Below are 21352 nucleotides of genomic sequence, written 5' to 3'. Positions count from 1 at the left end.
GTTCAGTAATCACTGCGTCCGGGACCATCCCGGATGGGATTATCATCGCACGGCCGCGTGCGATCCGGTTCTGGCCCGTCAGGGGCGCTGACGACACCACCTGAGACCTCCCGGTAGCGATGTAGTCCCGGACAGGAATATATCGCCGACGCGGCCCATAATCGACGCATGCGTTTCTTCGAGGCCGGTGACTTCACCGCGGACCGCCCGTGGGGGGCGATTGATATCACCGAAATCGGATCCGCGACGATCCGGCTGCACTGGACCGATCAGCCCTATGTCTGGCATGTCAACGACGGCCCTGAGGTCTTCGTCGTGCTGGACGGCGTAGTCGATATGCATTATCGCGAGGACGGCAAGGAAAGGGTCGAACGCCTGACGCCCGGCAAGATCTGCTACGCCGAAATCGGCGACGAGCACATCGCCCACCCCGCGCCCGAAGCCCGGATCCTTGTCATCGAACGCAAGGGCAGCATCTGACCGCGTGCCGGGTCTGTGGGGCAGACGAACGGTGAACCCCCGCCGGAGTGGATGTGTCCGCGAGAGCGGGGCACGGACGAACGTCCGTGGCCGGATCTTCCTCCCCCTCGTTCCACACGGCACCCACGTACGACGTTGTGAACATGCTGTTTGTGCGAGTTCACCCCTGCCTGCGCGTTACATCCAGATATGTCACACCCCCAAATCCGCTCTCGCGGGGCGGGGCGGCCGTATCGTTGGCTCGATTGTCCAGAGGCAATTGCCAGCAACACGCGCATGACCCGCTCCTTCGGAAAGGTGTCGACTGCAGTGAAAATCGCCAGGCGTCTCCGATATCTCGCCGCCGGTTCGGCGGTCACCCTCGCACTCGCCGGTCCGTTCGCGGGCGCGGCCATCGCTGCCGAGGGCCCGGCTCCGCTCTACAACTCCGCCCAAGCCAACTTCCTCAGCGGCAACGATCCGGCGGGACTGGCCGATCTGCGCGCGCTGCTCGACGGCACCCCCGACGACTCGCAGGCGCTCGCGCTGCAGGCGATCTGGTCGGACTACAGCGGTGACCTCATCACCCGCGAGGCCGCGCTGAACCGGCTCGGGGCCGTCGACGGCGCGATGGCGCAGGGCACCCGAAACCTGCTGGGCGCCATCGGCGCCGCGGTGGGCACCCTGCCCAATCCCCTGCCCGCGCTGATCGGCCCGCAGACCGGCATCGTGGTCCTCGGCTACGGTCTGCTGCCCGACGGCGCCCTGCGCCCCGAACTGGTGAATCGGCTGCAGGCGGCCTGGCTGCAGGCCGTCGCCGCCCCCTGGTCGCCGATCGTGGTCACCGGCGGCAACCCGCAGAACGGGGTGCCGGAGGCAGTGGCCATGGCGGGCTGGCTGATCGGGCACGGCATTCCGGCGAACCGGGTGCTGGTCGAGGACCGCGCCGGCTCCACGGTGCAGAACGCGCTGTTCAGCAGCCGCATGCTGCGGGACGCGGGGGCGACCAGCGCCGTCGTGGTGACCTCGCCGAACCACATCCGCCGCGCGGTAGCGGATTTCATCGTCGCCGGAACGCACGTGGTGGGCGCGATGACCTCCACCGATCAGCTGGTATCGCAGTTGCCGCCGCCGAACCGGGCCGCCCAGCGCGGCATCTACCTCGACGCCACCCGCACCTTCCTCCTGCCGGCCGAGCGCTGACCGCCGCGGTCGGCACAATGGTCGGATGATCGGATCCGACCCGGACATCGTCGCCGCCCTGCGCGCGGCCGGCTGTGTCTTCGCCGAGGACGAGGCCGCCCTGCTGAGTGAGGCGGCCTCCACGCCCGCCGAACTCCACGCCCTCGTGACGCAGCGAACTTCCGGCATACCGCTGGAGCACCTGCTGGGCTGGGCCGAATTTCGCGGGCTGCGCGTCGCGGTCGAACCCGGTGTCTTCGTGCCGCGGCAACGCACCGGATTCCTCGTCGAGCAGGCGGTGGCGCTCGGCAGCCGCCCGCCCGGCGATCCCCGCGTCGTGCTCGACCTGTGCTGCGGCTGCGGCGCGCTCGGGCTGGCGGTGGTCACGGAGCTGGCCCGCGCGGGCGTCCGGGCGCGGCTCACGGCGAGCGACATCGAGCCCGCCGCCGTGTCCTGCGCTCGCCGCAATCTCGCCCCGCTGGACGCGCGCGTCTACGAGGGTGATCTGTTCGCGCCCCTGCCCGCGCAGCTGGCCGGGCGCGTGGACCTGCTGCTCGCCAACACCCCGTACGTGCCGACCGCCCGGATCACCGGCATGCCGCCGGAAGCCCGTGAGCACGAGCCGATTTCGGCCCTCGACGGCGGCGCCGACGGGCTCGACGTCGTCCGGCGCGTGGCCGCCGCGGCGCCCTCGTGGCTGGCGCCGGGTGGTCACCTGCTGGTGGAATCGAGCGAGGAACAGGCGCCGGTCGCGGTCGACGTCTTCGCGCGCGCCGGTCTGACGCCGAGGGTCGTCGAGTCCGAGGAGTTGTACGCGACCGTGGTGATCGGCAGCCGCCCCGATCGAACCTGATCTCACGCGCGCCGGGCCCGCCGCGCAGCGGAGGTGATCGCCTCGCACAGCGCGCGCTCCGGCTCCGGCAGGCGGCTGCGGCGGCGCAGCAGGACGAACTCGAGCTCGCCCAACTCCGGCAGGCGCGGCTCGGCCACGGCGAAAAGCCCTGCGGGAAGCAGGCTTTCGGCATGCACCACCAGACCGAGCCCGGCCAGCACCGCCGCCCGCAGCCCCAGCTGACTGTCACTGGTGCAGGCGATACGGCAGGTGCGGCCCTCGCGCTCCAGGGCGCGCAGGGCGATGTGGCGGGTGAGACTCGGCGGCGGATACGTCACGAGTGGGACCGGATCGTCGAAACCCGTCGCGCCGGAACGGCCCGCCCAGACCAGCCGGTCGCGCCACAGCAGTTCGCCGTGCCGTTCCCCGGGCAGGCGCTTGCCGACGACCAGGTCCAGCTCTCCCGCGCCCATCCGGGTCTTCAGGTTCTCGCTGAGTCCGACGGTCAGCTCCAGGTCCACACCGGGGTGGCTGCGCTGGAATTCGAGCAGCACGTCCGGTAGCTCACGGGCCATCACATCGTCGGAGGCGCCGAGCCGGATCAGGCCGGACAACCGCGAGCCGGAGAAGTAGCGCTCGGCCGTCGCCTGCGCGTCGAGAATGGCGCGAGCGAACCCCACCATCGCGGCGCCGTCGGCGGTGAGGGCGAGATTGCGGGTGTCGCGGCGGAACAGTTCGCGCCCGGCCGCCTGTTCGAGCCTGGCGACATGCCCGCTGACCGTCGACTGCCGCAGCCCGAGGAGGCGGCCCGCCGCGGTGAAACCACCGGCCCCCTCCACGGCGAGAAAGGTACGCAGCAGGTCCGGGTCGAACACATTCATCACGATACTCGTTCAGAGTTATCGATTACGCCGCCTTCCGTGATCAGTGCGACGGCCATACCGTACATACGTGAAGATTCTCGCCAAGCTGCGCATCGACGCCTTCATGCTCGGCATCCTGGTCAGCGTGCTGGTCGCGGTCGCGTTGCCCGCGCGCGGCAGCGCCGCCGAGGTCCTGGACTGGGCCACGAAGCTCGCCATCGGGGTGCTGTTCCTGCTCTACGGCGCCCGGCTGGAACCACGCGAGGCACTGGCCGGGCTGCGGCACTGGCGGCTGCACGCGAGCGTGCTCGCGGTGACGTACGTAGTGTTCCCGCTGCTCGGCCTGGCACTGCGGCTGCTGGCGCCGTCGGTGCTGACCGCGGATCTCTACACCGGCATGCTGTTCCTGTGCCTGCTCCCCTCGACGGTGCAGTCGTCGATCGCGTTCACCTCGATCGCGCGCGGCAACGTGGCGGGCGCGGTGGTGAGCGCGTCGCTGTCGAATCTCGTGGGTGTGTTCGCGACGCCGCTGCTGGTCATGCTGCTCATGCACACCGCCGGCGGCGCGACGGTGTCGCCCACCGCGATCCTGTCGATCGTGGTCCAACTGCTGTTGCCGTTCCTGGCCGGTCAGTTGTCGCGGCCGTGGTTGCGGCGGTTACTGCGGCATGCGGCGGTGACCCGTGTGGTGGACCGGGGCTCGGTGTATCTGGTGGTCTACGCCGCGTTCAGCGCGGGCATGGTGGAGCACATCTGGCGCGGGCTGTCGCCGTGGGCGCTGCTGGCCGTGGTGGCGGTGTGCGCGGGCCTGCTGGCCGTGTTGCTGGCGGTGACCTCGGCGGGTAGCGGGCTGCTCGGATTCGGCCGCGCGGATCGGATCGTGGTGATCTTCTGCGGCTCGAAGAAGAGCCTCGCCACCGGGCTGCCGATGGCGACGGTGCTGTTCGCCGGGCACCCGGTCGGGCTGATCGTGTTGCCGCTGATGATCTTTCACCAGATTCAGCTGTTCGTCTGCGCCGCGCTCGCGGGCCGGTGGGGCCGGGCCGCGGAAAATGCTGCCGCCCGGCCTGTTCCGGCGGCCACCGCCGGATGACCGGTTACATGCCGCGCACGTAGCGGAGCGTGTCCTCGACGGCGCCCAGGTCGACGTCGAGATTCGGGTCGCGGTCCAGGATGTCGCGGAACTCCTGCATCGACTCCTCGAGGGTGCTCCGGCGGGCCAGTTTGATCAGTTCCTGACGGACGTAGTCGCCGAGCGGCGCGCCCGCGGCGGCGGCGCGGCGGCTCAGCACGCTCCACGCGTCGGCGGGCAGGTCGTAGGTGTGGATCAGCGCCATCGCGCCCTCGTCGAGGGTGGCGGAGGGATGGTCCGGCCGCTCGTTCTCCAGGAACTCGACCACGGAGTCGATGGGCACGCGGCGCGCGGTCAGCGCCGTCAACTCCTGGCGCACATAGTCCAGTACCGGCAGCCCGGCGTAGCGGGCGCGGCGGCGCAGCACCTCGGCGGTATCGGCGGGCAGATCCTCGATCTCGATGCGCGACATGCCTGCCACGCTATGCCCGCCGTCATCGGTCGGCAAGCCACTGCGCCGCGTTCGGCGTGGCGCGTCGAGGCGGCACAGTCGCCGATTCCGGGCCACCCCGATGCCGGATTGCCCTGCCGCACAGGCCGTTACCGCGTCAGCGGAAATTTCGTACTGCCACTGTCCCCTACCGGAATGATCGGAAGTACCACCGACGACGGATGTTCGGCGTCGTGGAAGATCGTCTGCGTCGCACCCTGCACGGCCGCGCTCTGCCCGAACGGCTCGCCGGTGTTCGGGTTCGGCGCGTACTGCGGGAAATCGCTGCTGGAGATCTCCAGGCGCACGCGGGATCCGGCCGGTACCTGGTAGCTGGTAGGCCAGATCTTGATCGTGTAGCGGTACGGCTGCCCCGGCACGATCGGCGTCGGGTGCTCGAGCGAGTCGCGGAACGCCGCGCGGATGATGCCGTTGTTGAGATTGACGGTGGACCCGTCCGGCGCGACGGCCACCAGCTTCGCGGTGAAATCGGTGTCGGGCGCGGTCGAGGCGGCCCACAGGCTCACCTCCGTCGGCCCGGTGATCTCGGTGTCCGACGGCATCGGGTCGGTGGTGAAGGTCAGCACGTCGGAGCGCTGTTCCACGGCACCCTGGTCGAAGGGGCCCTGCGGGCCGGTCGCGGCGCCGCAGCAGGAATGGCCGCCCGCGCTGGGCACCGGATTCAGCGGGTCGTAGTAGTACCGGTCCGGCTGCTGCGGATCCTTGGGCGCGGACCGGACCAAGGCGCCCTGGCGGCCGCCGAGACCCGGACCGCCCGGACCGGACAGGTAATAGGTGGTCCACCGGGTGTCGGGCAGCGGCCACGCGGACGCTGTCTTCCATCGGTTGGCGCCCATCACGAAATAGTCGACGGCCGGTTGCCCGGACACCTTGGTGTCGGCGCCCTTCAGGAACCGGTCGAACCATGCCAGCATCAGCTCGTTGATCGGGCTGTCCCCGGCCGGGCCCGCGGCCATCTTCGGGGCCCCGACGCCGCTGCCCGGGCGGCCCCACCCGACGTGGTCCCACGGCCCGATGACCAGCCGCTGGTTACGCCGCGCGTCCTCGGTCCCGCCGCGCTCCACCATGCCCGTGAAGTTCTCGATGCCGCCGGTGAGGAACGCGTCGTACCAGCCCTCGACATCGAGCACCGGCACCCGGACATTCGGATACCGATCTCGGATGCTCCACTGCTTCCAGTAGTCGTCGCGGGCCGAGTGCCGGATCCAGTCGTAGAACCAGGGCGCGACCGCCGGATCGTCCGGGCGCAGCGGCGGAAACTGCTGATAGGGGCGGAAACCCAGCCAGCGCGTGTAATCGGCGCCCTCGGTGAGCAGTTGTTTCGCGGTGGCGGTGTCGCCGCGGTTCTCCGCCGCGGTGCGGGCGATCGTCTCCATCGCCCACGGTTCGACGAACGCCAGCCGGAACGCGCCGCCGTCGTAGGTCCAGCCGTCGTAGTAGTCCGAGGAGGTGTTGGCCGGCACGATGGTGGCCAGGTGCGGGGGCGTGCGCACGGCCGCGAGCCATTGCGTGGCACCCACATACGACGACCCGTACATGCCCACCTTGCCGTTCGACCCGGGCAGGGCGGCCGCCCATTCCACCGCGTCGTACCCGTCGTCCAGGTCGTTACCGAACTCGGTGAACGTACCGCCGGACTTGCCCTGCCCGCGAATGTCCTGCACCACAACGAGATAGCAGTGCGAGGCGAACCAGTCCGGCGGCCGGTACCGGTAGGGCTGGATCTGCGCCGCGTCCTTGCCGTACTGGGTGCGCATCAGGATCACCGGCGCCGGGTCGGTGGTGCGGGGCCGGTACACATCGGACTTCAGCACCACGCCGTCACGCATGGTGGCGGGCACGTCCGGCTGCTTGTCGACCTCGCACGCGCCGCGACCGTCCGCCGGTGGCCAGGGCGCGGCCACCCGAGGCCCGGCGGTGTGCTCCGGTTCCGGCCCCCCGCAGCCGCCGGCGATCAGCACGGCCGTGGCCGCCAGCGCACACATCCGGACGATTCGACTGCGCCGCAGGCGGTTCGACGACATCGTCCGAAGGTAGCACCGGGCCCGCGCGGCTGCCCGCGATCGGCCGGACCGGTTCGCCTCGTCTCGCTGATACATCGCGTTCCCCCCTCGAATTCCCTTGTCCGGGTACGACTCCCCCGGCTACCGAGCCACCGCGCTCAGCCGGGCCGCGAGATCACCCCGCTCGCCGACCTCGATGGTGTCCAGTTCCAGCCAGTCGGCCAGCTCCCGCAGCGACCGCGCCAGACCCGCGACGACGTAGGGCGAGTCCCGGCCCGGCTCGGCGAAGGCGCCGGGGACCAGCAGGCGGCCGGTAGCGCGGTCGGCGCGCAGGTCCACGCGGGCGACCAGGTCGCCGTCGAGCAGGTACGGGAAGACGTAATAGCCGTGCACCCGCTTGGCCTCGGGGGTGTAGATCTCGATGCGGTAATGGAAGTCGAAGATCCGCTCGGTGCGCGGCCGGAAGAAAATAAGCGGGTCGAACGGGCACAGCAGCGCGCCGCCCGCTACTCGGCGCGGGGTGCGCGCACCCGCCCGGAGGTAGGCGAGCCGATCCCAGCCACGGACCTGTACCGGTTCGAGCTCGCCGGACTCGACGAGATCGGCGATGGCGGGCTCGGTCTGGCTGCGCTGCAGCCGGTAGTAGTCGCGCAGGTCCGCTTCGGTGGCGATACCCAGCGCGGTCGAGGCGCGGCGGACCAGTTCGCGTACCGCCTCGGCCTCTTCCACCTCGCGGGCCCGGACCTCCGGCGGCAGCACGCGCTCGGTCAGGTCGTAGTAGCGCTGGAATCCGACGCGCTTGTCCACCGACAGCTCGCCGGTGGCGAACAGCAGCTCGCACACCACCTTGGTGTCGCTGTAATTCCAGCCCCAATGATCCTTGGCGCGCGGCCGTTCCAGCTCGAGATGCTTCTCCACCTCGCCCGCCGTCGCCGGGCCCAGCTCGCCCACCGCCTCGAGCACGTCCTTCGGCAGCCGCGGATTGCGCTCCAGTACCCGCGCGGCCCCGCCCCAGCGCCCGTTGCGGAAGCGGGCCATGCGCCAGCGCAGCAGCGGCCAATCCTCGACGGGCAGCAGCGCCGCCTCGTGCGCCCAGTACTCCACCAGCCGCCGCGGCCGCCGCGCGTTGTGGCTCCAGGCCAGCTCGTCCAGCAGGGCGCGGTCGTAACCGCCGATCCGGGCGAACACCGGGGCGTAGTGCGCCCGCACCACCGCCGACACCGAATCCAATTGCAGCAGCTGGGTTTTCTCCAGAACGCGCTGGATCGTCCGGCGGGTGGGCGGGCCGGACGGGCGCGCACCGGCCAAGCCCTGGGCGGCCAGCGCGGTGCGGCGAGCGGCGGCGGCGGTCATGGTTCGCACCACCGCACCATCCCACGAGCCACCGACAGATTCGAATGCGTGCGCCGCGCCACCCCAGCCGATACACTCGTGTATCCGTTGCAGTCGAGCGCGAGGAGTACCCGTGGCACCGTCGCACCAGCCGGACGTCATCGTCGTCGGAGCCGGGCTGGCCGGTCTCGTAGCCACCTACGAGCTGACCCGGGCCGGACGGCGGGTCCTCGTGCTGGATCAGGAGAATCGCAACAACCTCGGCGGCCAGGCGTTCTGGTCGCTGGGCGGGCTGTTCCTGGTCGACACCCCGGAGCAGCGGCGGATGGGCGTGCGGGACTCCTTCGAACTGGCCTGGCAGGACTGGCAGGGCTCCGCCGGTTTCGACCGCGACGACGAGGACCACTGGGCGCGGCAGTGGGCCCGCGCCTACGTCGAGTTCGCCGCCACCGAGAAGCGGCAGTATCTGCACGACCTCGGGTTGCGGGTGACGCCGCTGGTCGGCTGGGCCGAACGCGGTGGCGCGGCCGCCGACGGGCACGGCAACTCGGTACCGCGCTTCCACCTGACCTGGGGCACCGGCCCCGAGGTGGTGCGGGTGTTCCTGGAGCCGGTGCTGGCGGCCGAGCGCGGCGGCCTGGTCGAATTCGCCTTCCGCCACCGGGTCGACGAACTGATCGTCGAGGACGGCGCGGTGGTGGGCGTGCGCGGCGGCGTACTGGAGCCGACCGAGCTGGAGCGCGGCCGGGCCTCGTCACGGAATACGGTGAGCGAGTTCGAGTTTCGCGCTCCGGTGGTCGTCGCCTCCGGCGGCATCGGCCACAATCACGAGCTGATCCGCAAGAACTGGCCCACCGAGCGGCTGGGCCCGTGCCCGCAGACCATGATCTCGGGCGTGCCCGCGCACGTGGACGGGCGCATGCTCGGCATCACCGAGGCGGCCGGCGGGCGCATCGTCAACCGGGATCGCATGTGGCATTACACCGAGGGCATCCACAATTGGGACCCGGTCTGGCCCGACCACGCCATCCGCATCATTCCCGGCCCGTCCTCGCTGTGGTTCGACGCGAACGGAAACCGTCTGCCCGCACCGTGTTTCCCCGGATTCGACACCAACGCCACGATGCGCGCGATTCTCGGCACCGGCTACGACTACTCCTGGTTCGTGCTCACCCAGTCGATCATCGAGAAGGAGTTCGCGCTGTCGGGCTCCGAGCAGAATCCGGATATCACCGGCAAGAATCTCCGGCTGACGCTGCGCAGCCGGATCGCCAAGGGCGCGCCCGGTCCGGTGGAGGCGTTCAAGCGGCACGGTGTCGACTTCGTCGTCGCCGACACGCTGCCCGAACTCGTCACCGGGATGAACAAGATCGCCCGCGGACCCCAGCTGGACCCCGCCCACCTCGAGCGCCAGATCGTCGCCCGCGACCGGGAACTGGTCAACAAGTACGGCAAGGACGCGCAGCTGATGGCCGTGGCCAACGCCCGCCGGTCCCGGGGTGACCGGCTCGGCCGGGTGGCCACACCGCACCGCATCCTGGACCCGGCGCACGGCCCGCTGATCGCCGTCCGGCTCAACGTCCTGACCCGTAAGACCTTGGGCGGCTTGCAGACCAACCTCGACTCGCAGGTGATCCGGGCCGACGGCACACCGTTCCCGGGCCTGTACGCCGCGGGCGAGGTAGCGGGTTTCGGCGGCGGCGGGGTGCATGGTTACAACGCGCTGGAGGGCACGTTCCTGGGCGGCTGCATCTTCTCGGGGCGGGCCGCCGGGCGCGCGCTGGTCCGTGCGACGGCGTGACGACCGTGCCGCGGCGCGCTAGACGGTCACTGCGTGCTCGCGCAGCGCCGAGCGCAATCCGTCGGGCCGCTCGGCGGTCGGCAGCGGGTCCACCCAGGCGAACCGGCAGCCCAGAGCCGTTGCGCCGCCGTCGTTCTCGCGGCTGTCACCGACCATGAGCGCCGCCTCCGGCGCGACGCCCAGGCGCTCGAGCGTCCATTCGAAGATTCGCGCATCGGGCTTCATCGCGCCGACCTCGTACGACAGCGCGTACAGCGCCACCTCGCGGTCCCAGCCGTGCGCGGCGAACGACGGGCGCACGTCGAAGGCGATATTGCTGACCACCGCCACCGGAATGCCTTGCGCGTCCAGCGATTTCAGCACCGCGTCGGTATCCGGGTACGGCGTCCACTCCAGCGGGTCCACCATGCGGGCGTACAGCCGGTCCGCCCGGCCCTGTTCGATCCCGGACTGGCGCAGCACGGCCATGTAGGCCTCGCGATGCAGATCGGCGGACAGGTCGCGATGCTCCCAGGCGTACTGCCCGCGCTCGTCGAACCGCACCAGCTGTTCGGGCGCTGTCATGCGCCGCAGCACCTCGGCCGATTCGGCGGCGTCGAGCGGGCGGCCGTCGGCGGTGATGAGGTCCTCGACCCAGCTCTCGTTGCCCTCCAGCCGGAACAGCGTCCCGGAGAAATCGAACAGCACGGCCTCGATGGTCACCGGGCCAGCCTACACAATTCGTCCCATGACACAGGCCACCCATCAGCTTGTCTGAGGAGTTTGTTACCGTGGGCGCATGGCCGACACCCCTATCATCCAGGTCACCGCGGTGGATTTCGTGCGCAACGGCAACCCGATCCTCGCCGAGGTCTCGCTGACGGTGCGCCCGGGCGAGCACTGGGCGCTGCTGGGCCCCAACGGCGCGGGCAAGACCACGCTGCTGAAGATGCTGGGCGCCTTCGAACATCCCACGCACGGCGCCGTCGAGGTGCTCGGTCACCGGCTCGGCCGGGTGGACATGCGTGAGTTGCGCACCGCGATCGGTCATGTCGACCCCCGCCACGCGCCACCGTATCCGCTCACCGCGCACGAGGTGGTGCTCACCGGCCTCACCAACACCGCCGACCTGAAGCAGCGCTGGAATCCCACGGCCGCCGAGATCGCCGAGGCGGACCGCCTGATCGACCTGCTGGGCCTGGCGCACCGCCGCGACGCCCGCTGGCCGACCATGTCCCAGGGTGAGCGCGGCCGGGCGCTGATCGCGCGCGCCCTCATGCCGAATCCGCGCCTGCTGCTGCTGGACGAACCCACCACCGGCCTGGACATGGCGGGCCGAGAGCAGCTCATCGACCGCCTCGACCGCTTGCAGACCACCCATCCGGAGCTGTCGTCCGTGCTGGTGACCCACCATCTCGAGGAGTTGCCGCCCGGCACCACGCACGTCCTGCTGCTGCGCGAGGGGCGTTGTGTCGCAATGGGTTCCGTGGACGAGGTACTCACAGGCGAGAACATCGGTACCTGTTTCGACCATCCGGTCCGGCTGACTCGCAGCGCGGGCCGCTGGCAGGTCCGCACCGACCACAGCGTCTCCGCGGGTTGATCCGCGACCGTAAGACCTTGCGCCGCTACGTTTCCCGGTCGTCGTCCAGTGGGATATTGGCTACCACCGGGAACTCACCGGTGTAGCCGCGGCGCTCCGTCGCGATGGCCAGCACCCGTTTACGCGCGGCGAACCAGCCCAGGATCAGCGCGGGCACCAGTACCACCAGGCTCGCGACCGTCCATGTCCCCACCGGGTAGTCGAAGCCCATCAGCACCAGCACGGCCGCCAGGAACACCAGTGTCGCCAGACCGGTGTAGGGCGCGCCGAACATCCGGAACGCCGGACGCTCGGCGTCCCCGTGCCGCCACCGCCGCCACAGCGCCAGCTGGCACAGCACGATCGTGGCCCAGGACGAGAGAATGCCCATCGAGGCCACGTTGAGCACGATCTCGAACGCACGCGAGGGCACGATGTAGTTGAGCCAGATCCCGAACAGGGCGATCACACTGGTCAGCAGGATGCCGCCGTAGGGCACGCCGCGCTTGTTCATGCGGCCGGTGAACTTCGGCGCGCTGCCGTTCATCGACATCGACCGCAGGATGCGGCCGGTGGAGTACAGCCCCGCGTTCAGGCTCGAGAACGCGGCGGTGAGCACCACGAAGTTCATCACCGAACCCGCGTTCCCCACACCGAGTTTCCCGAAGAAGGTGACGAACGGGCTCTCCGACGCGGAGTAGGCCGTGTACGGCAGCAGCAGTGCCAGCAGCACCAGCGAGCCGATGTAGAACACCACGATGCGCAGGATCACCGAGTTGATCGCCCGCGGCATGATCTTCTGCGGGTTCTCCGTCTCCCCCGCCGCGGTCCCGACCATCTCCACTGCCGCGTACGCGAACACGACGCCGGAGGTCACGGTGACCAACGGCACCAGCCCGGTCGGGAACCAGCCCCCGGCGTGCGACACCATACCCAGGCCGGTCTCGTTGCCGTCGACGGTGAACCGGCCCGCCAGGAAGAAGGTGCCGATCCCGAGAAAGGCCACCAGCGCGACGACCTTCACCAGCGCCGCCCAGAACTCCAGTTCGCCGAACCACTTCACCGAGACCAGGTTCACGCCGAGCACCAGGCACAGCGCGACCAGCGCCAGCAGCCACTGGGCGATCGGCTGGAACGGACCCCAGTAGTGCAGGTAGGTGGCGATCGCGGTGGTGTCGACGATGCCGGTCATCGACCAGTTCAGGAAGTACATCCATCCGGCGGCGAAAGCGGCCTTCTCGCCGTAGAACTCCCGGGCGTAGGAGACGAACGACCCCGACGACGGCCGGTGCAGGACCAGTTCACCCAGCGCCCGCAGGATGAAGAACACGAAGACGCCGCACACCCCGTAGACCAGGAACAGTCCGGGACCGGCGCTCGCCAGGCGGCCGCCCGCGCCGAGGAACAGTCCGGTGCCGATCGCGCCGCCGATGGCGATCATCTGCAGCTGGCGTGGTTTCAGACTCTTGTGGTAGCCGCTGTCCTCGACGTCGAGGTACGTCTCGCTCCGCACTTCCGTCATCTGCCGGTGGGCCCTCCGCGCTCGGTCGGTGAGCGTCCGACGTTACCTGGTCGGTAGCCGAGTCCCGCGCCGCTGCCCCGGCGAAAGCACTGCCCGTGTCGGACGCGGGCGATAGAGTCCGATCATGAGGCGCACGCGACACATCTGGGCCGGTGCCACCGCCGCACTGCTCGCCGCCGGGGTGATCACCGGCTGCTCGTCGAGTTCCGAGCCGTCGGCGGCGTCGTGCGCCGAGACCGCGAACGGCACCCGTGTCGCCGCCGGACCCACCGCCACCGGCACCGATATCGCGACCAATCCGGAGATCGCGTCGGGTTACCGCAGTGATATGACGCCCGTGCGCACCGGCACCTATGCCGTATCGGCCGCCAATCCCCTTGCGACACAGGCCGCCTGTCGTGTGCTGGCCGACGGCGGCACCGCGGCCGACGCCCTGGTCGCGGCCCAGCTGGTGCTCGGTCTGGTGGAGCCGCAGGCGTCCGGCATCGGCGGCGGCGCGTTCCTGATGTACTACGACGCGGCAGCGCGCACGGTCGACGCCTACGACGGCCGGGAGGTCGCGCCCGCCGCCGCCACCGAGAACTATCTGCGCTGGGTCAGCGACGCCGATCGCACCGCGCCGCAACCGAATGCGCGGGCCAGCGGCCGGTCCATCGGCGTGCCGGGCGCGCTGCGGCTGCTCGAACTGGCCCATGCCGACCACGGCAAGCAACCCTGGCGCGACCTGTTCACGCCGGCGATCGACCTGGCCGATCGGGGTTTCGCGATCAGTCCGCGGCTGGCGGGCCAGATCGCGGAGTCGGCCCCCGATCTGGCGCGCGACGAGAACGCCAGGGCCTACTTCCTCCAGCCGGACGGCAGCCCGAAGCCCGCCGGCGCCGACCTCACCAATCCGGCGATGGCGAAAACGCTGGGCGCCATCGCTTCCGACGGTCCGGCGGCGTTCTACACCGGCGCCATCGCCCAGGACATCGTCGACGCCACCGCCAACACCTCCGGCGGGCGCACCCCGGGCCACATCACTCTCGCGGACCTGGCGGGTTACCAGGCCAAGAAGCGCACGGCGCTGTGCACGGGCTACCGCGAGCACGAGATCTGCGGCATGCCCAACCCGTCCTCGGGCGGCACCACGGTCGCCGCCACCCTCGGCATCCTGGAGAACTTCGATCTGTCGGCGCTGCCGCCGGACGATGTCGACAACAACGGCGGCAGGCCCCAAGCCCGAGCGGTGCACCTGATCTCGGAGGCGGAGCGGCTGGCCTACGCCGACCGCGACAAGTACGTGGCCGACTCGGACTTCGTTCCGCTGCCCGGCAACTCGTCCGGCACACTGCTGAACAAGGACTACCTGAAACAGCGTGCGGCACAGATCGATCCGGACCGCGCCATGGGTACCGCGCAACCCGGCGACTTCGGCCCCGTGCCGCTCGGCACCGGCCCGCAGCCCCCCGAGCACGGCACCAGCCACGTCTCGGTGGTGGACAAGTACGGCAACGCCGCCGCGATGACCACGACGGTGGAGTCGGCCTTCGGCTCGTTCCATCTCGTCGACGGTTTCGTGCTCAACAACCAGCTCACCGATTTCAACGTCACCCCGACCGCGGCCGACGGCACACCACTGGCCAACCGGCTGCAGCCGGGCAAGCGCCCCCGCAGTTCGATGAGCCCGACACTGGTGTTCGACCGCGCCGCCGACGGCTCGCGCGGGCAGCTGTCGTATGTGACCGGCTCGCCCGGCGGTTCGGTGATCATCCAGTTCGTCGTGAAAACCCTGGTGAGCATGCTGGATTGGCGCCTGGACCCGCAGCAGGCGGTATCGGGTGTCGCGTTCGGCGCGGCCAATACGCCCGTCACCGGCGTCGGCGGCGAGCATCCGGCGATCGACGCCACCGACAACGGCGACCACGACCCGCTCGTGCGGACGCTGCGCGAGATGGGTCACCAGGTCTCCGTCGATGCCCAGACCAGCGGCCTCAGCGCCCTGCGGCGCGAGGGTGACGGCTGGATCGGCGGCGCGGACCCCCGCCGCGAGGGCGCGGTGATGGGCGACGTCGAGTAGCGGGCTCGGGACCTACTGTCCCGCAGTGTATTTCGCGCCGAGGTCGCGGAAGCGTTCCATGGCCCGCGCCGCGCGCTCCTTGTCGTTGACACGGATCGCCAGCATCGGGACGTACTCGTCGCCGATCAGTTCCAGGCGGGCCCAGGCGCGCTTGTCGGGGATCGTGACGCCGCGAATGTCTTTCCACTCGAACATGTTGTCGCCCAAGATATTTCGCACCGAGACACCCTGCGCGCCCACCCGCACCCGCGGCCGGGTCAGCAACAGCACCGCACCGGCGAGCAGCCAGCCGAAGCAGATGACCGCCACCTGATCCGCCCCGCGGAAATTCACGCCCGTCGCGCTGTGCGCCGAGGCGATACCGGCGACGGTGAACAGCACCGCGATCACGCCGGCCACGATTCGCGCGGTCCGCACCGCACGCCGCGGCCGCACCTCCAGATCCCACTGCGGCACAGCGGCTTCCGGCTCGGGGGGTTGCGGGCCGCGCTTCCAGATCCGGACGACGGGCGACATCGGCTCAGACCGTCTGGCGGTATCCGGCGGCACCCGGCGTGCGCAGCGCCCGCAGCGTCAGCGCCGCGTCGAGCGCGGCCGCCGCGGCCTGCTCGCCCTTGTCCTCGGCCGAATCCGGCAGCCCGGCCCGGTCCAGGGCCTGACGTTCGGTGTCGACGGTGAGCACGCCGTTGGTCACCGGGGTGCTCTCGTCCAGCGAGACCCGGGTCAGGCCCGCGGTCACCGCATCGCAGACGTACTCGAAATGCGGTGTCTCACCGCGGATCACGACACCGAGCGCGACCACCGCGTCGTGATCGCGGGCGAGCGCCTGCGCCACCACGGGCAATTCCATCGCGCCCGCGCAGCGCACCACGGTGATCTCCGCCACGCCGCTGGCGCGGGCCACCCGCTCGGCGTTCGCGACCAGGGTGTCGCAGATCTTCGTGTGCCACCGCGACGCGACGATGCCGAGCCGCAGGCTCTTCGCATCCTCGAGCGCGAACTCCGGTACGCCCGTACCGCTCATTCGAAAGGTCCGCCTTTCCGTGTGGCCGTCGTGGTGTCCGCTCGAAGCGCGGGGTTACTGCGCGGTCTCGCCCAGGTCGAGATCGTCCAGCCCGACCAGGTCGTGGCCCATGCGATCCCGCTTGGTGCGCAGGTAGTGCAGATTCTCGGCGTTGGCGCGCACCGGCATCGGCACCCGCTCGGTGATGCTGAGCCCGTAGCCGTCCAGGCCCACCCGCTTGGCCGGGTTGTTGGTCAGCAGCCGCATGGAGGAGATGCCCAGATCGACCAGGATCTGCGCGCCGGTGCCGTAGTCGCGGGCGTCGGCGGGCAGGCCGAGTTCGATATTGGCGTCGACGGTGTCGTGCCCGTTGTCCTGGAGCTGGTAGGCCTGCAACTTGTGCATCAGGCCGATGCCGCGGCCCTCGTGGCCCCGCATGTACAGCACCACGCCCCGGCCCTCGGCCGCCACCATCTCCATGGCGGCGTCCAGTTGCGGGCCGCAGTCGCAGCGCAGCGAGCCGAACACATCACCGGTCAGGCATTCGGAATGCACCCGGACCAGGACGTCCTCGCCGCCGTCGACGGTGAAGTCGCCGCGCACCAGCGCCACATGCTCCACCTCGTCGTAGATGCTCTTGTATCCGACGGCCCGGAACTCGCCGAATCGGGTGGGGATGCGGGCCTCGGCGACCCGCTCCACCTGCTTCTCGTGCTTGCGCCGCCACGCGATCATGTCGGCGATCGAGATGAGCGCGAGTTCGTGCTCGTCGGCGAAGACCCGCAACTCCTCGGTGCGGGCCATGTCGCCCTCGTTCTTCTGGCTGACGATCTCGCAGATCACCCCCGCCGGGCCGAGACCGGCGAGGCGAGCGAGGTCGACGGCCGCCTCGGTGTGGCCGGGGCGGCGCAGTACGCCGCCGTCCTTGGCGCGCAGCGGTACCACATGCCCGGGCCGGGTGAAGTCCTCGGGCTTGGCGAACCGGTCGGCGAGCCGACGCATGGTGGTGGCCCGGTCGGCGGCGGAGATACCGGTACTGACGCCCTCGCGCGCGTCCACCGACACCGTGTAGGCGGTGCCGTGCTTGTCCTGGTTGATCGCGTACATCGGGGGCAGGCCCAGGCGGTCGCAGTCGGCACCGGTCAGCGGCACACAGATGTAGCCGGAGGTGTAGCGGATCATGAACGCCACCAGCTCGGGGGTGGCCTTCTCCGCGGCGAAGATGAGATCGCCCTCGTTCTCACGGCCCTCGTCGTCGACGACGACGACCGCCTTACCGGCGGCGATGTCGGCGACTGCGCGCTCGATGGTGTCGAACCTGGTCACGTCTGCTGCGCTCCATCTCGATTAGGTACCAGTAACAGTACTGCGTCGGGCCCTGGTTCCCGGATCGGCCCGTGACCGCAGCCTGCTCATCCGCGCTGCTGCAACCGTTCGACGTATTTGGCGATGACATCGACCTCGAGATTGACGATGGCGCCGACCGGTGCGGCGCCGAGGGTGGTGAGCTCGCGGGTGGTGGGGATCAGCGACACCTCGAACCAGTCGCCCGACGCGGCGTCGCCGCCGAGCCCCGAGACCGTGAGGGAGATGCCGTCGACGGTGATCGACCCCTTCGCCACGACGTAGCGGGCCAGGTTCTCCGGCAGCGAGATCCGCACGACCTCCCAGTTCTCCTGCGGGTCGCGGGAGACGACCGCGCCGGTGCCGTCGACGTGCCCCTGCACGATGTGGCCGCCGAGGCGGCTGTTCACGGCGGCCGCGCGTTCCAGGTTCACCCGGGATCCGACGTCGAGCCCGCCCAAACTGGACCGATCCAGGGTCTCCCCCATGACGTCGGTGGTGAACGAGTCGCCGTCGACGATGTCCACGACCGTCAGGCAGACTCCGTTCACCGCGATCGAATCACCGTGCCCGGCATCGGAGGTCACCAGTTTGCCGCGGATGGTCAGGCGGGCCGAACCGGCCGACCGGTCCGCGGCGACGATCTCGCCCAGCTCCTCGACGATGCCTGTGAACATGTCCTCTACTCCTGTCGCCCGATGCCCGCTAGCGCCAACAGCCCGCACCGCCGGTGCTATTCCCGGAAGCCGCTGCGGCGCCTCCAGCGTAACGACGCGCGGTCGTAGGCGGCACCCGGCCGCCTTCGCCCCGCGTTCGCGCGACCACTGCCCGGCAAATCGGCGCCGAAACCGGCGGAGATACTTGCGCACCGTCCGGAATCGAAAATGCATTCCGGCAGATATCGGAATTATCCCGACGCGCACCACGAATTGCCGCGCCGATTGATTCCCGGCGGGCTGTCCGCCCGGGCCCGGAGCTGTGTTTTTACCCGGTCGCCGACTCACTTACACCCAGAGCTTGCGTTCGCTTGCGATCGGAAGCAACATTGTTGTGCAGTTGATCCGCGGTTCAACTTCATCATCACGAGCATGTTCACCGCTCGGCCGCTCGAACCGACCACGACAGAGATGGGGGTGCGGTGTGACCACGATTCTCGATTCGACACTCGAGGTTCGCTGTGTTCAATACCGTCACGAATTTCACCTGCCGGCATCGATCGACCCCACGTCACGTCACATCCTGCTCGAGATCGGCAAACGCTACGGCGCCGTCACCATGCCGACGGATCTCGGTGAACGCGTGCAACGGCAACTGTCGTGCGAGGGACTGGCCGGGCCCGTCGTCCACCACCCCCGCGCGCGGCGCTGGACCTTCATCACCGGCCCGGCCCATCCGGAGTGCCTCACCAACTATGTCTCGGCCGAACTGTTCCGGCTCTACGTCACCGTGGCCTGCACCGGCAGTCAGGTGGTGCTGCCCTCGGCCGAGGACGAACGCACCGGATACCGCACGTGGATCCGGACACCCGAGACCGCCGAGACGGTGCCGCCGCTGGAATCGGTCATCGCGGCGACCCGCGCGGTGTGCGGCCGAAAAGTACCGGCGCGCTGACCCTTTCGCGCCGCTACAGCCGGGCTTCGACCGCCACGACCCGCTGCCGCAGCTTCTCCACCGTCGCACCCGGATCCTCGGTGCCGTACACCGCCGACCCGGCGACGAAACAGTCGATCCCGGCCTCGGCGGCCTGCTCGATGGTGTCCATATTGATGCCGCCGTCGATCTCCACGACCAGCCGCAGCTCACCGGCGTCGACCAGCCGCCGGACCGTGCGCGCCTTGTCCAGCACGTGCGGAATGAACGACTGGCCGCCGAAGCCCGGCTCCACGCTCATCACCAGCAGGGTGTCGAAGTGGCGCAACAGCTCCAGGTACGGCTCGATCGGCGTGTTCGGCTTCACCGACAGCCCGGCCTTGCCGCCCGCGGCCTGAATGTCGCGGGCGACGGCGACCGGATCGTCGGTGGCCTCGGCGTGGAAGGTGACGTTGTAAGCGCCCGCCTCGGCGTACGGCGGCGCCCAGCGGCCCGGGTCCTCGATCATGAGGTGGCAGTCCAGCGGGATGTCGGTGGTCTTCAGCAGGCTCTGCACCACCGGCAGGCCGAGGGTCAGGTTGGGTACGAAGTGGTTGTCCATCACGTCGACATGGAGCCAGTCGGCGCTCGCGACCGCCTGCGCCTCATGCGCGAGATGCGCGAAATCGGCGGACAGGATGGACGGGGCGATCATCGGTGACGGCCGGTGGAAGGGTGAGTTCGGGGTGGACACAGCGCGAAAGTGTAGCGGTGCTCGCGCCACCCCTTGACCTGCCGGTCGAGCCCACCGGCCGTCTCAATGCAGGCACAGAGCGGATTACCCGCGGCCGTCTTGGGTAGCCTTCTCAGGGTGATCAATATTTCGGCGGAACAGGGCCTGCGCAGCACCCCCGTAGAGATCGGCGTCGCCGCTACCGTGTCACAGTTGCCGATCGTGCGCGGGCTCGCCGAAACGCTCGTCCTGCTCAGCGATTTCACGCTGGATGAGGTGGCCGACATCCGGCTGGCGGTCGACGAGGCCTGCTCCACACTCATCTCCGTCGCCGGTCCGGGCACCGCGCTGCGCTGCCGGTTCACGGTGGGCGACGAGGACCTGCTGGTGCGCGTCACCGGCATCGCGGCGGCCGAGGGCCTGCCCGACCAGCGCAGCTTCGGCTGGCATGTGCTGCGCACGCTCACCGACGAGGTGACGATCACCCAGGATTCCTTCGACCAGACGGCATCCGGCTTCCCGACCATCGTGGAATTCCGGCGCGTCCGGGGGAAGGCGTAGTGGCTGACGAGGACACCGTGTTCGAACCCGGCGACGCCGCGGCAGCCGACCGGCCCCAGCCGCGGTCACCGGCCCCAGCCGAATCCGACGGCGTCGGCGACGAGAACGCCACGGACGCGCCCGACTCCAGGGCCACCGACGACGGGGCCACCGACGACGAGGACGTCGCGGAAGTCGCCCAGTCGGTATCCGGATACGACGACGTCACAACGCTTTTCGAGGAACTCGCCCGAACCGGCGAGGACGCCGAGCGGCGCGCCGAGCTGCGGGCGCAGCTGATCGGCCGCTGCATTCCGCTCGCCGATCACATCGCCCGCAAATTCAGCGGGCGCGGTGAGCCTTTCGACGATCTGACTCAGGTCGCGCGGGTCGGCCTGGTGCACGCGGTGGACCGTTTCGACATCACGCGCGGCTCGAACTTCCTGTCCTTCGCGGTGCCCACGATCATGGGCGAGGTGCGGCGCTACTTCCGCGACAACACCTGGGCGATGCGGGTTCCGCGCCGCGTCAAGGAGACTCACCTGCGCATCGGGGCCGCCATCGACACCCTGTCGCAATCGCTGGGCCGCTCCCCGACGGTCAAGGAGATCGCCGCCGAGCTGGATATCGACCCGGACGAGGTGACCCAGGCCGTCATCGCGGGCAACGCCTACCAGCCCAGCTCCATCGACGCGGTGTCGGTGGGCCGCGACACCGAGGCGTCGCTGCTGGACACCCTCGGTGAGGAGGAGTCGCAGTTCGATCGGGTCGAGGAGTACGTCGCGATCCGGCCGCTGCTCGCGGGGCTGCCCGAACGCGAACGGCGAATCCTCACCATGCGTTTCTTCGAATCCATGACCCAGACCCAGATCGCGCAGCGCATGGGCATCTCCCAGATGCACGTCTCGCGCATTCTCGCCAAAACCCTTGCCCGGCTGCGGGAACAGTCGGCCCGGGAGTGAACCG

General features: G+C 69.8%; 21 protein-coding genes. 10 read left to right on the top strand and 11 right to left on the bottom strand.

Annotated elements, in window-relative coordinates; translation table 11 throughout:
- Nucleotides 1–168: 168 nt before the first annotated feature.
- From NWFMUON74_RS15195 to NWFMUON74_RS15185, 3 genes are all read left to right on the top strand, one after another.
- Nucleotides 169–480, top strand: a complete 312-nt coding sequence (locus tag NWFMUON74_RS15195; RefSeq protein WP_187688432.1) for a cupin domain-containing protein — start codon at nucleotides 169–171, stop codon at nucleotides 478–480.
- A gap of 309 nt (nucleotides 481–789) precedes the next feature.
- Nucleotides 790–1662, top strand: a complete 873-nt coding sequence (locus tag NWFMUON74_RS15190) for an ElyC/SanA/YdcF family protein (protein ID WP_232111035.1) — start codon at nucleotides 790–792, stop codon at nucleotides 1660–1662.
- Nucleotides 1663–1687: 25 nt separating this feature from the next.
- Nucleotides 1688–2494 (top strand): putative protein N(5)-glutamine methyltransferase, encoded by an 807-nt coding sequence (locus tag NWFMUON74_RS15185; RefSeq protein ID WP_187688430.1) that lies wholly within the window; start codon nucleotides 1688–1690, stop codon nucleotides 2492–2494.
- A 2-nt stretch (nucleotides 2495–2496) separates the two neighbouring features.
- On the opposite strand, the gene NWFMUON74_RS15180 is transcribed toward NWFMUON74_RS15185, so the two are convergent.
- Nucleotides 2497–3354 carry a LysR substrate-binding domain-containing protein gene (locus NWFMUON74_RS15180; protein ID WP_187688429.1) on the bottom strand — a complete coding sequence of 286 codons (858 nt, stop codon included), beginning with the start codon at nucleotides 3352–3354 and terminating at the stop codon, nucleotides 2497–2499.
- Nucleotides 3355–3424: 70 nt separating this feature from the next.
- Here NWFMUON74_RS15180 and NWFMUON74_RS15175 point away from each other — a divergent pair, with 70 nt between their 5' ends.
- On the top strand, nucleotides 3425–4429 hold the full coding sequence (locus tag NWFMUON74_RS15175) for a bile acid:sodium symporter family protein (protein ID WP_187688428.1): 1005 nt from the start codon (nucleotides 3425–3427) through the stop codon (nucleotides 4427–4429).
- Nucleotides 4430–4433: 4 nt separating this feature from the next.
- Here the strand turns inward: NWFMUON74_RS15175 and NWFMUON74_RS15170 are convergent, their stop codons facing one another.
- From NWFMUON74_RS15170 to NWFMUON74_RS15160, 3 genes are all read right to left on the bottom strand, one after another.
- Nucleotides 4434–4880 carry a hypothetical protein gene (locus NWFMUON74_RS15170; protein WP_187688427.1) on the bottom strand — a complete coding sequence of 149 codons (447 nt, stop codon included), beginning with the start codon at nucleotides 4878–4880 and terminating at the stop codon, nucleotides 4434–4436.
- 128 nt (nucleotides 4881–5008) lie between these two features.
- On the bottom strand, nucleotides 5009–6943 hold the full coding sequence (locus NWFMUON74_RS15165) for a CocE/NonD family hydrolase (protein ID WP_232111034.1): 1935 nt from the start codon (nucleotides 6941–6943) through the stop codon (nucleotides 5009–5011).
- A gap of 120 nt (nucleotides 6944–7063) precedes the next feature.
- Complete coding sequence (locus tag NWFMUON74_RS15160; protein ID WP_187688426.1) at nucleotides 7064–8284, bottom strand: winged helix-turn-helix domain-containing protein; 1221 nt, start codon at nucleotides 8282–8284, stop codon at nucleotides 7064–7066.
- 103 nt (nucleotides 8285–8387) lie between these two features.
- Between NWFMUON74_RS15160 and NWFMUON74_RS15155 the strand changes: the two genes are divergently transcribed.
- Entirely contained in the window at nucleotides 8388–10055 is a 1668-nt protein-coding gene (locus NWFMUON74_RS15155) for an FAD-binding dehydrogenase (RefSeq protein WP_232111033.1), read from the top strand.
- Between the two features lie 18 nt (nucleotides 10056–10073).
- On the opposite strand, the gene NWFMUON74_RS15150 is transcribed toward NWFMUON74_RS15155, so the two are convergent.
- A complete protein-coding gene (locus NWFMUON74_RS15150) occupies nucleotides 10074–10757 on the bottom strand; it encodes an HAD family hydrolase (RefSeq protein WP_187688424.1) in 684 nt (227 codons plus the stop codon).
- Between the two features lie 76 nt (nucleotides 10758–10833).
- On the opposite strand from NWFMUON74_RS15150, the gene NWFMUON74_RS15145 reads away from it, so the two are divergent.
- On the top strand, nucleotides 10834–11637 hold the full coding sequence (locus NWFMUON74_RS15145; protein WP_187688423.1) for an ABC transporter ATP-binding protein: 804 nt from the start codon (nucleotides 10834–10836) through the stop codon (nucleotides 11635–11637).
- A 25-nt stretch (nucleotides 11638–11662) separates the two neighbouring features.
- On the opposite strand, the gene NWFMUON74_RS15140 is transcribed toward NWFMUON74_RS15145, so the two are convergent.
- The gene (locus NWFMUON74_RS15140; protein WP_187688422.1) at nucleotides 11663–13138 is read right to left on the bottom strand and encodes an amino acid permease; all 1476 of its coding nucleotides are present in this window, start codon (nucleotides 13136–13138) and stop codon (nucleotides 11663–11665) included.
- A gap of 124 nt (nucleotides 13139–13262) precedes the next feature.
- Here NWFMUON74_RS15140 and ggt point away from each other — a divergent pair, with 124 nt between their 5' ends.
- Nucleotides 13263–15197: a gamma-glutamyltransferase gene (gene ggt, locus NWFMUON74_RS15135; RefSeq protein ID WP_187688421.1), complete on the top strand. Its 1935-nt coding sequence runs from the start codon at nucleotides 13263–13265 to the stop codon at nucleotides 15195–15197.
- A gap of 12 nt (nucleotides 15198–15209) precedes the next feature.
- Here the strand turns inward: ggt and NWFMUON74_RS15130 are convergent, their stop codons facing one another.
- From NWFMUON74_RS15130 to NWFMUON74_RS15115, 4 genes are all read right to left on the bottom strand, one after another.
- Complete coding sequence (locus NWFMUON74_RS15130) at nucleotides 15210–15713, bottom strand: PH domain-containing protein (protein ID WP_187688420.1); 504 nt, start codon at nucleotides 15711–15713, stop codon at nucleotides 15210–15212.
- Nucleotides 15714–15717: 4 nt separating this feature from the next.
- Nucleotides 15718–16221, bottom strand: a complete 504-nt coding sequence (gene ribH / locus NWFMUON74_RS15125; protein WP_187688419.1) for a 6,7-dimethyl-8-ribityllumazine synthase — start codon at nucleotides 16219–16221, stop codon at nucleotides 15718–15720.
- Between the two features lie 54 nt (nucleotides 16222–16275).
- Nucleotides 16276–17526, bottom strand: a complete 1251-nt coding sequence (locus NWFMUON74_RS15120) for a bifunctional 3,4-dihydroxy-2-butanone-4-phosphate synthase/GTP cyclohydrolase II (protein WP_187688418.1) — start codon at nucleotides 17524–17526, stop codon at nucleotides 16276–16278.
- Between the two features lie 86 nt (nucleotides 17527–17612).
- Complete coding sequence (locus tag NWFMUON74_RS15115) at nucleotides 17613–18221, bottom strand: riboflavin synthase (RefSeq protein ID WP_187688417.1); 609 nt, start codon at nucleotides 18219–18221, stop codon at nucleotides 17613–17615.
- A 463-nt stretch (nucleotides 18222–18684) separates the two neighbouring features.
- Between NWFMUON74_RS15115 and NWFMUON74_RS15110 the strand changes: the two genes are divergently transcribed.
- Complete coding sequence (locus NWFMUON74_RS15110) at nucleotides 18685–19155, top strand: hypothetical protein (RefSeq protein ID WP_187688416.1); 471 nt, start codon at nucleotides 18685–18687, stop codon at nucleotides 19153–19155.
- A gap of 13 nt (nucleotides 19156–19168) precedes the next feature.
- Here the strand turns inward: NWFMUON74_RS15110 and rpe are convergent, their stop codons facing one another.
- Entirely contained in the window at nucleotides 19169–19828 is a 660-nt protein-coding gene (gene rpe, locus NWFMUON74_RS15105; RefSeq protein WP_187689174.1) for a ribulose-phosphate 3-epimerase, read from the bottom strand.
- A gap of 156 nt (nucleotides 19829–19984) precedes the next feature.
- Here rpe and NWFMUON74_RS15100 point away from each other — a divergent pair, with 156 nt between their 5' ends.
- Complete coding sequence (locus NWFMUON74_RS15100; protein ID WP_187688415.1) at nucleotides 19985–20407, top strand: ATP-binding protein; 423 nt, start codon at nucleotides 19985–19987, stop codon at nucleotides 20405–20407.
- Nucleotides 20407–21348 carry an RNA polymerase sigma factor SigF gene (locus tag NWFMUON74_RS15095; RefSeq protein ID WP_232111032.1) on the top strand — a complete coding sequence of 314 codons (942 nt, stop codon included), beginning with the start codon at nucleotides 20407–20409 and terminating at the stop codon, nucleotides 21346–21348. Before NWFMUON74_RS15100 ends, NWFMUON74_RS15095 begins: the two co-directional genes overlap by 1 nt.
- Nucleotides 21349–21352: the final 4 nt, after the last annotated feature.

It is taken from the genome of Nocardia wallacei (genome assembly GCF_014466955.1).
In the GTDB taxonomy this organism is placed as follows: Bacteria; Actinomycetota; Actinomycetes; order Mycobacteriales; family Mycobacteriaceae; genus Nocardia; species Nocardia wallacei.
This window is presented reverse-complemented; position numbering and strand designations above follow the sequence as displayed.

Coding starts and splice junctions, on each gene's coding strand:
- NWFMUON74_RS15140 (WP_187688422.1), bottom strand. CDS start 13,138: ATGACGGAAGTGCGGAGCGAGACGTACCTCGACGTCGAGGACAGCGGC.
- rpe (WP_187689174.1), bottom strand. CDS start 19,828: ATGATCGCCCCGTCCATCCTGTCCGCCGATTTCGCGCATCTCGCGCAT.
- ggt (WP_187688421.1), top strand. CDS start 13,263: ATGAGGCGCACGCGACACATCTGGGCCGGTGCCACCGCCGCACTGCTC.
- NWFMUON74_RS15115 (WP_187688417.1), bottom strand. CDS start 18,221: ATGTTCACAGGCATCGTCGAGGAGCTGGGCGAGATCGTCGCCGCGGAC.
- NWFMUON74_RS15195 (WP_187688432.1), top strand. CDS start 169: ATGCGTTTCTTCGAGGCCGGTGACTTCACCGCGGACCGCCCGTGGGGG.
- NWFMUON74_RS15130 (WP_187688420.1), bottom strand. CDS start 15,713: ATGTCGCCCGTCGTCCGGATCTGGAAGCGCGGCCCGCAACCCCCCGAG.
- NWFMUON74_RS15145 (WP_187688423.1), top strand. CDS start 10,834: ATGGCCGACACCCCTATCATCCAGGTCACCGCGGTGGATTTCGTGCGC.
- NWFMUON74_RS15185 (WP_187688430.1), top strand. CDS start 1,688: ATGATCGGATCCGACCCGGACATCGTCGCCGCCCTGCGCGCGGCCGGC.
- ribH (WP_187688419.1), bottom strand. CDS start 16,221: ATGAGCGGTACGGGCGTACCGGAGTTCGCGCTCGAGGATGCGAAGAGC.
- NWFMUON74_RS15165 (WP_232111034.1), bottom strand. CDS start 6,943: ATGTCGTCGAACCGCCTGCGGCGCAGTCGAATCGTCCGGATGTGTGCG.
- NWFMUON74_RS15170 (WP_187688427.1), bottom strand. CDS start 4,880: ATGTCGCGCATCGAGATCGAGGATCTGCCCGCCGATACCGCCGAGGTG.
- NWFMUON74_RS15180 (WP_187688429.1), bottom strand. CDS start 3,354: ATGAATGTGTTCGACCCGGACCTGCTGCGTACCTTTCTCGCCGTGGAG.